General features: G+C 60.6%; 15 protein-coding genes. 11 read left to right on the forward strand and 4 right to left on the reverse strand.

Features of this window, described 5'->3' with window-relative positions; genetic code table 11:
• The first annotated feature begins 276 nt into the window (after positions 1–276).
• The 6 genes from IP81_RS04710 (at position 277) to estDL136 (ending at position 5,453) form a co-directional block, all read left to right on the forward strand.
• Positions 277–1,695, forward strand: a complete 1,419-nt coding sequence (locus IP81_RS04710; protein WP_054106829.1) for a cytochrome P450 — start codon at positions 277–279, stop codon at positions 1,693–1,695.
• 139 nt (positions 1,696–1,834) lie between these two features.
• Positions 1,835–2,167, forward strand: a complete 333-nt coding sequence (locus IP81_RS04715) for a 2Fe-2S iron-sulfur cluster-binding protein (protein WP_054106830.1) — start codon at positions 1,835–1,837, stop codon at positions 2,165–2,167.
• 127 nt (positions 2,168–2,294) lie between these two features.
• Positions 2,295–3,167: an SDR family NAD(P)-dependent oxidoreductase gene (locus IP81_RS04720; protein ID WP_054106831.1), complete on the forward strand. Its 873-nt coding sequence runs from the start codon at positions 2,295–2,297 to the stop codon at positions 3,165–3,167.
• Entirely contained in the window at positions 3,164–3,592 is a 429-nt protein-coding gene (locus tag IP81_RS04725; RefSeq protein ID WP_054106832.1) for a nuclear transport factor 2 family protein, read from the forward strand. Before IP81_RS04720 ends, IP81_RS04725 begins: the two co-directional genes overlap by 4 nt.
• Positions 3,593–3,604: 12 nt before the next feature.
• Positions 3,605–4,507, forward strand: coding sequence for an NAD(P)-dependent oxidoreductase (locus tag IP81_RS04730; RefSeq protein ID WP_054106833.1), 903 nt, complete (start codon positions 3,605–3,607; stop codon positions 4,505–4,507).
• A gap of 19 nt (positions 4,508–4,526) precedes the next feature.
• Positions 4,527–5,453 carry a chloramphenicol hydrolase gene (estDL136, locus tag IP81_RS04735; protein WP_054106834.1) on the forward strand — a complete coding sequence of 309 codons (927 nt, stop codon included), beginning with the start codon at positions 4,527–4,529 and terminating at the stop codon, positions 5,451–5,453.
• A 47-nt stretch (positions 5,454–5,500) separates the two neighbouring features.
• Here the strand turns inward: estDL136 and IP81_RS04740 are convergent, their stop codons facing one another.
• Entirely contained in the window at positions 5,501–6,256 is a 756-nt protein-coding gene (locus IP81_RS04740) for an SDR family NAD(P)-dependent oxidoreductase (protein ID WP_054106835.1), read from the reverse strand.
• Positions 6,257–6,422: 166 nt separating this feature from the next.
• Between IP81_RS04740 and IP81_RS04745 the strand changes: the two genes are divergently transcribed.
• Entirely contained in the window at positions 6,423–8,171 is a 1,749-nt protein-coding gene (locus IP81_RS04745) for an amidohydrolase family protein (RefSeq protein WP_054106836.1), read from the forward strand.
• Positions 8,172–8,259: 88 nt separating this feature from the next.
• Here the strand turns inward: IP81_RS04745 and IP81_RS04750 are convergent, their stop codons facing one another.
• The 3 genes from IP81_RS04750 to IP81_RS04760 all read right to left on the reverse strand — a co-directional run bounded on the left by IP81_RS04750 (position 8,260) and on the right by IP81_RS04760 (position 9,841).
• Entirely contained in the window at positions 8,260–8,763 is a 504-nt protein-coding gene (locus IP81_RS04750; protein ID WP_054106837.1) for a nuclear transport factor 2 family protein, read from the reverse strand.
• Between the two features lie 107 nt (positions 8,764–8,870).
• Complete coding sequence (locus IP81_RS04755; protein WP_054106838.1) at positions 8,871–9,362, reverse strand: Lrp/AsnC family transcriptional regulator; 492 nt, start codon at positions 9,360–9,362, stop codon at positions 8,871–8,873.
• Between the two features lie 5 nt (positions 9,363–9,367).
• Positions 9,368–9,841, reverse strand: coding sequence for an Lrp/AsnC family transcriptional regulator (locus IP81_RS04760; RefSeq protein ID WP_054106839.1), 474 nt, complete (start codon positions 9,839–9,841; stop codon positions 9,368–9,370).
• Between the two features lie 483 nt (positions 9,842–10,324).
• Here IP81_RS04760 and IP81_RS04765 point away from each other — a divergent pair, with 483 nt between their 5' ends.
• Genes IP81_RS04765 through IP81_RS04780 form a run of 4 tightly spaced genes read left to right on the forward strand, consistent with a single transcriptional unit; the run spans position 10,325 to position 13,653 of the window.
• The gene (locus tag IP81_RS04765; RefSeq protein ID WP_054106840.1) at positions 10,325–11,809 is read left to right on the forward strand and encodes an NAD(P)/FAD-dependent oxidoreductase; all 1,485 of its coding nucleotides are present in this window, start codon (positions 10,325–10,327) and stop codon (positions 11,807–11,809) included.
• A complete protein-coding gene (locus IP81_RS04770) occupies positions 11,806–12,279 on the forward strand; it encodes a nuclear transport factor 2 family protein (RefSeq protein WP_054106841.1) in 474 nt (157 codons plus the stop codon). The genes IP81_RS04765 and IP81_RS04770 overlap by 4 nt, the downstream gene beginning before the upstream one ends.
• Before the next feature lie 34 nt (positions 12,280–12,313).
• Positions 12,314–12,880, forward strand: coding sequence for a carboxymuconolactone decarboxylase family protein (locus IP81_RS04775; RefSeq protein ID WP_054106842.1), 567 nt, complete (start codon positions 12,314–12,316; stop codon positions 12,878–12,880).
• Positions 12,877–13,653, forward strand: a complete 777-nt coding sequence (locus IP81_RS04780) for an SDR family NAD(P)-dependent oxidoreductase (RefSeq protein ID WP_054106843.1) — start codon at positions 12,877–12,879, stop codon at positions 13,651–13,653. Before IP81_RS04775 ends, IP81_RS04780 begins: the two co-directional genes overlap by 4 nt.
• Positions 13,654–13,771: the final 118 nt, after the last annotated feature.

Here is a 13,771-nt window from a genome sequence, read left to right on the forward strand (position 1 = left end):
CCCTTCTGCGACAAGTTCAGGGTGAGCGGGAAGGGTGAGGCAGGGTAGGCCCACCCCCGACCCCTCCCGTAAACGGGAGGGGGGAAGAATAAAGAAGCCCACCCCCGACCCCTCCTGTAAACGGGAGGGGAAAAGAAGGGTGTTGCTTGCTATCTGGTGATCCGGTGTAGATCATGAGGTGATCTGCTTTGGTGTCACCCTCTTGCGTGTCGTTTGGCCCACCATACCATTGACCTCTTAAGCCGGATCAACCGGCGATTATTCGGGAGAAATGGCATGGCAAGTGCAGCGAGCGCCGCTGGCGGTCTTCCCCTTCTTGATGGCGGTGCACCCTTGTTGGGGCATATCGCGCAGTTTTTCCGTGATCCGGTAAGCGTGCTGAAGCGCGGTTATAAAACCAAAGGCCGGATGTTCGCGATGAACTTCATGGGCCAGCGCATGAATGTGATGCTGGGGCCTGAGCATAACCGGTTCTTCTTTGAAGAGACGGACAAGCTGCTTTCGATCCGTGAATCGATGCCGTTTTTCCTCAAGATGTTTTCGCCAGACTTTTATTCGTTTGCCGAGATGGACGAGTATCTGCGCCAGCGCGCGATCATTATGCCGCGCTTCAAAGCGGCATCAATGAAGCAATATGTGCCGGTGATGGTCGAGGAATCGCTGAATCTGGTTGCGCAGTTGGGCGAGGAGGGCGAGTTTGACCTGATCCAGACGCTGGGTCCGGTGGTGATGGATATTGCCGCTCACAGTTTTATGGGCCGCGAATTCCACGAAAAGCTGGGGCACGAATTCTTCGATCTGTTCCGCGATTTTTCAGGCGGGATGGAGATTGTGCTGCCGTTGTGGCTGCCCACGCCCAAGATGATCAAATCGCAGCGCGCCAAGAAGAAGCTGCACGGCATCTTGCAATCGTGGATCGAAAAGCGCCGCGCCATGCCGCTTGATCCGCCTGACTTTTTCCAGACGATGGTGGAAACCAAATATCCCGATGGCCGCCCCGTTGCGGACGAGATCATCCGCCATCTTATTCTGCTGCTGGTATGGGCAGGGCATGAAACGACCGCCGGACAGGTGAGCTGGGCGCTGGCCGATTTGTTGCAGAACCCGGCCTATGCGCAAGTGCTGCGCGATGAACTTGCCGCCAATCTGGGCGGCGGCGATGGCGGCAACCTGAGCTGGGAACATGCCATCGCGATGGAAAAGATGGACCTTGCCCTGCGCGAGACCGAGCGGCTGCATCCGGTAGCCTATATGCTTTCACGCAAGGCCAATGCCGATATCGAGCGCGAGGGCTACACCATCAAAAAGGGCGAATTCGTGCTGTTGGCGCCTTCTGTCAGCCACCGCATGGAAGAGACGTTCCGCAATCCCGATGCTTATGATCCCGAGCGCTTCAATCCGGCCAATCCTGATGCGCAGATTGAAAGCAATTCGCTGATCGGTTTTGGCGGCGGGGTGCATCGCTGTGCCGGCGTGAACTTTGCGCGCATGGAAATGAAGGCACTGGTGGCGATCCTGTTGCAAAACTTCGATATGGAACTGATCGACGAAGTGAAGCCGGTGGCGGGCGCAACGACATATTGGCCCGCACAGCCATGCCGCGTGCGGTACAAGCGGCGCAAGGTTGAGGGCGCGGCGGCTGCGGTTGACGCCGTTGCGCTGGCCAAGGCGGCTGGCTGTCCGGCGCACGCTTGAGGTTGGTTCCTGTCGTTTCGTCATTGCGAGCGTAGCGAAGCAATCCAGAGGCGGTGCGCGCTACGCTCTGGATTGCTTCGTCTGCTTTGCCTCCTCGCAATGACGAAGGTTTTGGGGGTACAAGGTTGAGGGATATTCAATGGCCAAAGTGACGTTCGTTCAGCCTGATGGATCATCGCGCACGGTGGTGAACTTTGAGGGCATGACGCTGATGCAACTGGCGGTCGGCAATCTGATCGACGGGATTGACGCACTGTGCGGGGGGATGATGCAGTGCGCGACGTGCCACTGCTATATTGCGCCCGAATGGCTGGACCGGACGGGTGCGGCGCGGCCCGATGAGCGTGATATGCTGGACGCGATCGAGGGGGCGGAGATACGGCCCAACAGCCGCTTGTCGTGCCAGGTGCAATTGGGTGAGGAACTGGACGGATTGATCGTTCATGTGCCGGCCGATCAACCGGGGGTATAGTGGCCGAATTGCCAATTTCTTGCGCATTTCATTGACTTGCTCTGAAACCAAACGCACCTTGCGTAAAAATGGCGGCATCGATTATCGAATCGGGTGATTGCCAGAATAACGTGAGAGGAACTTTGGCATGACCGGTGGACTTCCGCCCGCGCAGCTTTCGCAGGGTCTCGATTTTGGTGGCAAGACAGTATTGGTAACCGGCGGCGGTGTGGGCATTGGCCGCGCGATTGCCGAGGCGTTTGCAGGGGCGGGCGCGCAAGTGGTGATCGCCGAGATTGATCCGGCCAATGCCGATGCGGCAGAGCAGGCGATGCCCACAGCGCGGGTGATCCGCTGCGATGTGCGCCAGCGCGGGGTGGGTGCGATGCTGGCAGAACGGATTGCCGCAGAAAGCGGCAAGCTGGATGTGCTGGTCAACAATGTCGGCCACTTTGTCCACGCGCGGCCCTTTGCGATGCTGGCCGATGAGGAGGCCGAGGAAATCCTCGACACCAATCTGGGGCAATTGCTGCGGATGACGCGGGCGATGATCCCGTTGCTGCGGACGGCTGGAGCAGGATCGAGCATCATCAACGTGACGTCGATCGAGGCGCATCGCGGGATTCCCTATTGCAGTGTTTATGCGGCGGCCAAATGGGCGGTGACGGGCTTTACCAAGAGCCTGGCGCTGGAACTGGGGCCGGAAGGCATCCGCGTGAACGATATTGCGCCCGAAACGACTGATACGCCGCAACTGGCGCTGGACTATATGATCCCGCAGGCGAACCGCGCGCATGAAGAGCGCTGGATTCCGCTTGGCCGGTTTGGCCAGCCTGCCGATTGCGCGGGTGCGGCGCTCTATCTGGCCAGTCCGCTGGCATCATGGGTGACGGGGACGACGCTGCATGTCGATGGCGGGGCGCTGGCGGCATCGGGCTGGTATCGCACGCCGCAAGGGGAATGGACCAACGTGCCGCTGATTTCGGGCAATGGCATGGTCGTGCCCGGAACAGTGGCGTGAGCGATGAGGCGGCGCTGCGGCGCGCGGCAGAGCTCTATGCGCTGGGGGCGGACCGGCGTGACAAGGACCTGTGGCGGCAAGTGCTGGCCGATGATGTGGAAATGACGGGGCCGGGCTTTGCGATTGCGGGGCTGGAGGGCAACCTTGGTTCGATCGATGTGTTGGGGCAGATGTTCAAGGCCACGCGCCATGTGGTGCACGATCAGACGGTTCTGATTGATGGGGACAGAGCACAGGGCGAAACCCGCTCTACTGCCGAACACCGGATGGCCGGGGCAGGCGGCGGCGATGTGCTGCTGGTCTGGGCGATCCGCTATCAGGACGCATGGCTGCGCGAGGCGGGCGCATGGAAATTCACGAAGCGGACGCTGATCGTTGACTGGGAAGAAGTGCGCCCGGTGCACGATGTGGGCGGCGGCAATTAAAGGACTATGCGGATGAAAGTGCTTGTTGTTGGCGGGACCGGTGCGTTGGGTGGCCATGCCGCCTTGCATCTGGCGGCGCAGGGCCATGATGTGACGATCACCGGGCGCGGAACGGGTGCGTTTGCGGGCACGCCTTTGACCGCGCTGGGTTTCATGCAGGGCGATTATGTGGCGGGCGACTTTACGCCAGAGCGGTTGCGCGGGTTTGAATGGGTGGTGTTTGCTGCCGGAAACGACCCGCGCCATGTGCCCGAGGGCGAGGACTTTGGCGCATGGTTGCACAAGGCCAATCATGTGGCGCTACCGGCGTTCTTTGCTGCTGCGCGCGAGGCGGGCGTGAAACGTGCGGTCCAGTTGGGTAGCTTCTATCCGCAGGCCGCGCCCGAACTGGTTGCGGGCAATGTCTATATCGAGTCGCGGTTGGCAGCGTGCGAAGGTGCGCGGGCGCAAGGGCGGGCAGGGTTTGATGTTGTGAGCGTGAACGCGCCGTTCATGGTGGGCACGGTGCCGGGGCTGCCGTCGGCGATATTCGATCCCTATGTACAGTGGGCCAAAGGGCTGATCCCGATTGCGCATTATGCGCCGACGGGGGGCACGAATTTCATGTCGTTCCGGTCATTGTCCGAGGCCATTGAGGGCGCGTTGGTACGGGGCGAGCCGGGCAAGGCTTATCTGGTGGGGGATGAGAATCTTTCATTCCGCGAATATTTCCAGTTGTTTTTCAAAGCGGTGGGAAGTGGCGTGGTGTTGGAGGAGCGTGACGAGGAACTGCCGCTGCTGCCCGATATTGCCATCCCGCAAGGGCGCGGCAATACGATTGCTTATGAGCCCGATGCGGCGGAAACAGCGCTGCTGGGCTATCGTAGGCATGATGTGGGGGCTGCCGTGGCGGAAATCGCCGCGCAATTTGGTTGAGAACCGGGAGAGATGGACTATGACGCTTAACCCTCAGGTCGAAGCGCTGCTTGGCTTTATGGCGCAGATGCCGGCGGTGGATTATGCCACGATCACGCCCGAAGCGTTGCGGGCGGCCAATGCGCCGATGGCGATGGGGCCGCCGCTTGCGGTGGCGCAGGTGCGCGATCTGGTGCTGGATCTGGCCGGGCGGGATATTGCGGCGCGGCTTTATGTGCCTGAAGGTGCAGGAGATACTCCGCCGTTGGTGGTGTTCTACCATGGCGGGGGCTGGGTGATCGGCGATCTGGAATCGCATGATGCCACATCGCGCGCGCTGGCCCGTGCAAGCAGCGCGGCGGTGCTGTCGGTGGGTTATCGCCTTGCGCCCGAAGCGCCGTTCCCTGCGCCGCTGGACGATTGCTATGATGCGCTGGTGTGGGCGGTGGCCCATGCGGGAGAGCTTGGCGTTGATGCGACGCGGCTTGCGGTTGCGGGTGATAGCGCGGGCGGTAATCTGGCGGCTGCCGTGGCGATCCGGGCGCGGGATGAGGGCGGGCCGAAGCTGGCGCACCAATTGCTGATTTATCCGGTGGCCGATGCCGATTTCGAGCGCGCGTCCTATGTGGAAAATGGCGGCGGGGAATACTTTCTTTCAACCGCAATGATGCAGTGGTTCTGGGCGCATTATGTGGGCGATCATGCCAATGCGCCGACGCTGGCGGCGGTGTTGCGGCATGATGATCTGGGCGGATTGCCATCGGCCACGGTGCTGGTGGCGCAATACGATCCGCTGCGCGATGAAGGCCGCGCTTATGCCGGGGCGCTGCAAGCGGCGGGCGTGGCGGTGGATATGGAAGAAGCGCCGGGCATGATCCACGGCTTTGTTTCGATGTTTGAAGCGGTGCCCGATGCGATGCCGTTTATCGAGCGGGCAGGGGCCAAATTGAAAGCTGCGCTGGGGTGAAAGGCGCGCTGCCCTCCCGCCGTTGGTGTGGCGGGAGGGCGCGGTGATCAGACGGCGGTTGCGCCGCCATCGATGACCATGGCGTGGCCGGTGACGAAGCTGGCGGCAGGCGAGCACAGCCAGACGACGGCCTCGGCGATTTCATCGGCGGTGCCCATGCGGCCCATCGGGGTCATGGAATCGATCATCTTTTTCATCTCGGGGTTGGCGACGAGAGGCGCGGTCATCGGCGTTTCGATGACGCCGGGGCAGACCGCATTAACGCGGATGCCGCCCTTGGCCCAGCGCAGCGCGCCGTGGCGTGCGAGGCCGACAACGCCGTGCTTTGCCGCGACATAGGCGGGCTGTGCGCCATTGCCGACGATGCCGTTGATCGAGGCAGTGTTGACGATCGCCCCGCCGCCGCGCGCCAGCATGACTTCGGCTTCTTCGCGCATGCAGCGCATTACGCCCGACAGGTTGATGCCGATGTTGCGTTCCCAAATGGCATCATCATATTCATCATCGCCCAAACGGTTGAGCCCGGCGTTGTTGAAGGCGCAATCGAGCCCGCCGAAGGTAGATACGGCTGCGGCGACCATCGCCTTGACCTCGTCAGACTTGCTGACATCGCAACGCTGGAAGGCGGCTTTGCCACCGGCGGCTTCGATCATGGCGACGGTTTGTGCGCCGCCCTCTTCGTTGACATCGCTGACCAGCACGCTGGCGCCGGAGCGGGCGAAGACGAGCGCCGCAGCACGTCCGATTCCGCCGCTTGCGCCGGTAACCAGCGCCACTTTGCCGTGAAGGCCATAATCGATCATCTTGCGAATCCTCTCACACGTTTTCGTAGTTTAGTGGGTATTACATCACGCAAAGATAGGTCAATGACGCATTTTAAATGCACGATGCGGAGTTTTGAGGCTCTATCGCCACTTGCGACATGCCGCGCGGCCAAGTATCAAGCCTGAAACGCATGGGAGAGACACGATGACGGCGCAAGGCCTTGCTGCCGATTTGCTGATCCGGGGCGGATTGATCGTTGATGGATCGGGCGCTGCGCCGTTTGTGGGCGATGTGGCCGTGCGCGGGGACCGAATCATCTATGCTGGCAACAGCTTTGCCGGAGAGGCACGCGAGGCGATTGACGCGAAGGGCCGCATCGTAACCCCGGGCTTTGTGGATATTCACACGCATTATGACGGGCAGGCGGTGTGGTCTGAAACGCTTTCGCCGAGCAGTTCGCACGGGGTGACAACCGCCGTGCTGGGCAATTGCGGGGTGGGCTTTGCACCCTGCCGCAAGGACGATCATCAGGCGCTGATCCGGTTGATGGAGGGCGTGGAGGATATTCCGGGTGTGGTCATGGCCGAGGGTTTGCCATGGGACTGGGAGACTTTTCCGCAATATCTGGATGCCCTGGCGGCGCGGCCGCGCGATATCGATGTGGCGTGCCTGCTGCCGCACAGCCCCTTGCGCGTGTGGGTGATGGGCGAGCGCGCGCTGGCACGCGAAGTGGCGACCGAGGATGATCTGGCGCAGATGAAGGCGATTGCGCGTGAAGCGCTGGATGCAGGGGCGATCGGCTTTGCCACATCGCGGTTGAACATTCACCGGACCAAGACAGGGGAATTGATCCCGACATATGGGGCCGATACGCGCGAACTGGTGGCGATTACGCAAGCCATGGCGGAAGCGCAGACCGGCGTGTTCCAGGCCGTACTGGATGCGCCATTTGAATCGTGGGAAGCAGAACTGGGGCGTCTGGTGGCTGTGGCCGAGGCATCGGGCAGGCCGGCCACGTTTACATTTGCACTTGCCAATACCGGTTCGCCCAATTGGGACGAGGCGATGGCGGTGGTGGATGAAGCTTATGCGCGCGGCCTGGATCTAGCCCCGCAGATATTGCCGCGCCCGGTGGGGCTGGTTTCAGGCTGGGCGCTTTCGACCCATCCGTTCTGTTTGTGCCCATCGTATCAGCCTTTGGCGGATTTGCCGCTGGAAGAGCAATTGCCGAAATTACGCGATCCGGCTTTCCGTGCGCAAGTGTTGTCAGAGATTCCGCAGCCGGGCCATCCGCTGGCGATGCTGACGCGGATCTGGGACTGGATGTTCCCGTTTGGCGATCCGCCGCAGTATGAACCCGCTGCCGACCAGAGCATTGGTGCGTTGGCAAAGGCACAAGGGCGAACACCTGAAGAGGTGGCCTATGATGTGCTGATGGAGCGTGATGGCACGGGCATGATATTAAATACGCTGGGCAATTTCCATGATGGCAAGCTGGATGCGCTGCTGGGCCTGATGCGGCGCGAAGATACGGTGATCGGTCTGGGCGATGGCGGCGCGCATTACGCCGCGATTTGTGATGCCAGCTATCCCACCTTCATGCTGACATACTGGGTGCGCGACCGCACCGGAGAGCGCATGACGCTGGCCGAGGCGGTGCATATGCTGAGTGCCAAACCTGCGCGCGTTGTTGGCTTGGCGGATCGCGGGATTTTGCGCGAGGGATACAAGGCCGATATCAATGTGATCGACCTGGACGGACTGACCTTGCACGCGCCGGTGATCCGCCACGACCTGCCCGGCGGCGGGCGCAGGTTGGACCAGAGTGCGACCGGATATGCCGCCACAATCGTGAGCGGACAGATTATTCGCCGCGACGATCAGGCAACGCCTGCACGTCCCGGGCAGGTGGTGCGGGGTATGCAGGTTGCGCCAGCGGTGGAGTTTGCCTAAGGTTTGGTGAGAAGTCCCCCTCCGTCAGCGCTGCGCGCTGCGACCTCCCCGTTTGTGCTTCGCAAAAACGGGGAGGAAATAGGGGGCTTCAGGCTGCTGGGGGTTCGGCCAGAGCTAGGACGGTGATGGTGCCGTCTTCCGCGACCTGTTCGGTCAGCATCGAGGTGACGCAGCTTACGGTTTCGACGATCCACCAGCGGCCATCGCGGCGGGCGTAGACATCCTGGTATTCCACAGCCAGACGCACGATCTGGCGGGGGCCGGTAAGGATGGTGCGGAAGTTGAGCGACCACTTTCCTGTGGCCGTATCCGCGCCGGTCAGCGCGATTTCCCAGTTGGTTGCATGGTGCAGATCATAGACGCCGCCGCTGCAGGCCATCTGTTCATAGATGGCGACGAAGGCATCGCGATCGGTGAATTCGGGGAAGTTTTCATAGGCGATGCGGATGGGGCCGGGGGCGAAGCAATCGCGCACGTCTTCGACATGTTTGAGATCACAGGCGCGCAAATAGCGGGCTTTGAGCGCGCGGATTTCTTCCTTGTCCTCCAACGCGGCAAGGCGTGCGGCAATATCCTTTAACGTGGCGGTCATAACGCTCTCCCGAGTGATTCGTCTTTCACTTGGTATAAACATCCGCAAATCGATAGCAAATGGCGCTATGGCTTTGTGAACGCGCAGAGTGTTATGGCATTTAGGCCTTAATCTTCATCATCAGGCACGACTTCGGGCTTGGTGATCTTGGCCATGCGCGCATTGTATTTGATGGTTTTGACCGCAATCGAGGTTTCGACGTGGTGAACCCCGTTGATCGAAAGGATCTGGTCAGAGGCAAGTTCGACCAGCACATCGAGATCATCGATCAGGCACATGGCGGTGATATTGAACTGGCCCATGGTAATGAGCACCGCATTGACGCCGGGAATATCGGCGATGACTTGTGCCACTTCGCGAACGCGATCAACATCGGCCTGCACGTTGATGAAGGCCAATCTGGCGCGGTGGCCAAGCTGGAAGCCGGTGATGGCGGTGAACGCAATCAGGCCATCTTGTTGCAAGCGTTTGATTCGGCCGCGAACGGTACCTTCGGTGACGCCGAGTTCGGCGGCGATGCGGCGGTTGGATACGCGCGCATCACGCGCGAGCATATCAACAAGTTGCGTGTCGAGCGTATCAAGTTGCGGGGAGGCCATGGCGGTTACGCCTTTCCTTCGATGGGTGCGACATCGAACTGGTATTTGATGATATCGACCACGATGGCGGGCGTTAACGTGCGAATGCCGCGCACGCCCGAGAGTTTATCCAGCAGGAATTCTGACAGATCATCGAAATCGTGAAGAGCCACGAGCATATCGATATCGTAGCCGCCGGTGACCATGTGGGCCGCAACCACTTCAGGCAGAGCGCCAAGTTCGTTGGCGACTTCGGATGCGGGGCGGCCATCGACCGATACTGAAATGCGCAAAAGCACATTGAAACCATGTGCCGAAAAATCGGAAACGGCGACAACGCGCAATTGATCGGCATCTTCCATGCGGCGGATGCGTGTGGACACTGTAGTGGCGGTCAATCCCAGCTTTTCAGCGATTTGCTGATTGTTTGCGCGACCGTTGGCGCGCAGTTCGCGAATAATCGCAACATCTGTTGCATCGAAGCTGAAAACTTGGCTCATTCCACTTGGGACCACTTTGCTGGTTTGGCATGATTGCTGCCGCACCTGCCGTTTGCGCAGCCTATTGCCCCTCGTCAACCGCTATAGGTGGAAATTGTGCCAATGTGCCGGAAGAAAACGCAAAAAAGGTTTGCGCGGTAGCGGGTTTGGTGTCGCGCCGGGTTGAGCAGGTTTCACGCAGAGACGCGGAGAAGAAGTGGAGGCGCAGAGGGGGCGGGGATGACGGCAAAGCTGCCTTTCCATCCTGACTGGGTTGTTTTCTCCATGGCTTGGTTTTGGGAGGCCTTGCGGCCGGAGCCAACGCCTCCGCGTCTCTGCTTTCTGCTCTGCGCCTCTGCGTGAACCTGTTGCGGCAGGCTCTGCTTGGTGGAGGGGATTACGCTTTAATACCTTCGGGTGATGTGCGGAATTGTCCGGCATGCGATCAGGGCGTGACGCACATCGGCCAGCAGATGCCGGGGCGGCCCGAGAGGATAGCGATCCATGACATCATCGACCACGCGCGCTTTGCGCTATGCCATTGTTGGCGCAGGCATGGCGGGCGTTCTGGCCGCGATCAAGCTGAAGGAGCGCGGCGAGGACTTTACGGTTTTTGAAAAGGCGGGCAAAATTGGCGGAACATGGCGCGAGAACCGCTATCCCGGCCTTTCATGCGACGTGCCTGCCCACGCCTATACTTATACGTTCGAACCTTATCCCGAATGGAAGGCCTATTACGCAATCGGGCCTGAAGTTCAGGAATACTTCGAGTTTGTGACCGATAAGTATGGAATCGCGCCGTTTATCCGCTTTCATACCGAAGTGACGGCGCTGGATTGGGATGAGGACGCGAGCCAGTGGACGGTAACGCTGGGCGATGGCAGCGCCGAGGTTTTTGATGTGGTGATCGCCGCATCGGGCGTGCTGCATTATCCCAATGTTCCTGTGATCGAAGGGCTGGAGACGTTCGACGGCCCGGCCTTTCACACCGCGCGCTGGGATGACGATGCGCCGATTGAGGGTGCAAAAGTGGGCCTGATCGGTTCAGGATCGACCGGCATCCAGATTGTGACCGCGATCAACAAGAAGGTTGAAAAGCTGGTCCATTTCCAGCGTTCGCCGCAATGGGTGATGCCGGTGCCGTACTTCCTTTACAGCGAGGAGGAGCGCGAAGCATTTCGCCGCGATCCGGCGCTGATCGACGCGATCCGCTTTGCCGACGAATATATCGGCAATGTGCGGCGGTTTACCGATGCGATTACCGATATCGATGGTCCGCAGATGAAGATGATCGAGGATATTTGCCGCGATCATTTTGAACAATCGATCCGCGATCCCGAACTGAAGGAGAAGCTGCGGCCCAATTATCGCGCGGCGTGCAAGCGGTTGATCTATTCGTGGTGCTATTACGAGGAAGTGCAGCATCCTGCGGTGTTTGTGGAAACCGGCAAGATCGCGCGCGTGGAGCCCAAGGGCGTGCGCATGGCCGATGGCACGTTCCATGAACTGGACACGCTGATCCTTGCCACCGGGTTCCAGGCCGACAAGTTTATCCGCCCCGCCGGTGTTACCGGGCAAGGCGGCATGACGCTGGATGCATTCTGGGCAGAGCGGCCCACCGCGCACTATGCGGTGACGCTGCCGCATTTCCCCAACCTGTTCATGCTGAACGGGCCGACCGGGCCGGTGGGCAACTTCTCGCTGATCGACATTGCCGAGCGGCAGTGGGATTATATCGACCAGTTGATCGACCTGCTGCGCGTGGGCGAGGGGGTGTCGGTGATGCCCACGGTCGAGGCGCATGCAGCGTATGAAGTGCGGCGCGTAGCGGCTGCCAAAACCACGATTTTCGGATCGGGCTGCACAAGCTGGTATCTGGACCGGACCGGTGTGCCGGCAAGCTGGCCGTGGAGCTATGATGCTTTTGCCGATGCGATGGCGCGGCCGGTGCTGGCTGAATATGCGATCAAGGCACCTGTTGCGGCATGATGGATTTGCAGGAGATATCCGACCGGCTGGAGATCCAGGATCTGTTTGCGCGCTACAGCTTTGCCATTGATGAGCGCGATTGGGATGCACTCGATACGATTTTTACGCCCGATGCGCAGATCGACTATACCGAGACGGGCGGGGCGAAGGGATCGCTTGCGCAGATCAAGGCGTGGTTACCAAAGGCGCTGGCACAGTTTCCCAGCTTTCAGCACATGGTGGCAACGACCAAGCTGACTCTGATGGGGGACGAGGCGACGAGCCGCACGATCCTGTTCAACCCGATGGTCCACCGCAATGAAGCCGGTGGTGAAACGACGTTCTTTATCGGATTGTGGTATCGTGACAGACTGTTACGCACAGCCGATGGCTGGCGGATTGCCGAGCGCCATGAGGAAATGGCCTATACCCACAATGTGCCGCCCATCGCGCCCGTGCCAGACATTGGCCCAGACATTGGCGATACCTGAAGAACCATAAGCAAGAAAGCGAGAGGAACTCCTGATGCTCAAGATCACCATTCCGGATGAACAAGCCCACGATCCATTCGGCTTTGCCTCGCGCAATTATGCGACGGGGATCATGGCAGCGGCTGGCGGGTTTTCGCGCGCGGTCTATTGTGAATCGCAATTGTCCTTGCGCGAGTTCGAAGCCGCGCGGATGCGCACGGCGCAGTTGAACGGTTGCGCGATTTGCCAGGACTTTCGCAGCGAACGCGATGCCAAGCCGATGTATTCGGTGAACGGCGAGACACCGGCGCAGATGGTGACCGGCAACGGACCTGCGCCCGACGAGGCGTTTTTCGCAAGCATTGCCGACTGGCAAACGGCAACGGTGTTTTCGGCGCGCGAACGGCTGTCCATCGAATTTGCCGAACGCTTTGCCACAGAGCCCAAAGTGCTAAGCGCGGACGCGGAGTTCTGGGTGCGGATGCATGAGAACTTCAGCGATGGCGAGATTGTTGATCTGGCGCATTGTACGGCGGCATGGATGGGCCTTGGCCGGGTGGCGCATGTGCTGGGCTTTGATAGCGTGTGCCTGTTCCTGCCAGCGCAAGAGGCTGCGGAATGAGCGGGTACGCGCCGCAACCGGGCACCCCCGGAACGCCGGTGGTTATCACTGGCGGGGCTTCCGGCATCGGCCTTGCTAGTGCGCACGCACTGGCGGCGGTGGGGCGTCCGGTTGCGGTGTGGGATATCAACGCGAGCGGGGCCGAGGCGGCGGCCGCGCAAATTGCGGCGCAACACGGGGTGAAAACCATCGGGCTTGGCACCGACTTGCGCGATGCGCAGGCGGTGCTGCCCGCCGCTTTGGCAACGCGCGCGGCGCTGGGCGGCGTGGGCGGGATTGTGCATTGTGCGGGCACGGCAGAGCCAACCGGGATCATCGGCGCGACGCCCGATGTGTTTGATGCCAGCATGGCCTTGCATGTGCGCGCGCTGCTGGGCTTGGCGCAGGCCTTTGCCGATGATCTCAAGGCCAATCCGGGCAGCGCGATTGTGGCGGTTTCATCGATCAATGCCTGGTTCGGCAACGGGATGATCCCGATTTATACCGCCGCCAAGGGTGCCGTGATTTCGTTGGTTCGCGCGATGGCGGATGAACTGGGGTGCGATGGCATCCGCATCAATGCGATCAGCCCGGGCATGATAGATACGCCGATTCTGGGCGAGATGCGCGACGGCATGGTACAGCTTTACGGGCCGCGCACTTTTGCCGGTCGGTTTGGCCAGCCTGAGGAAATCGGCAGGGTGGTGCGGTTCCTGCTATCGGATGAGGCCAGTTACATTACCGCAGCTGAAATCGTGGTGGATGGTGGGCTGCGGCATTCGCAGCGGCCCTGAACCGGCGCTTTGCGCCGCGTATTGCATGATCCCCGTAATGATCCGGAACAAGCCGACAGCGCGGTTGGCCTGGCGATGGGGGCTGCCGTTTTGCGACTGGTGCATTTTTCCCACATTT

Origin of the sequence: Novosphingobium sp. AAP83 (assembly GCF_001295795.1) — a bacterium.
Classification (GTDB): domain Bacteria; phylum Pseudomonadota; class Alphaproteobacteria; order Sphingomonadales; family Sphingomonadaceae; genus Novosphingobium.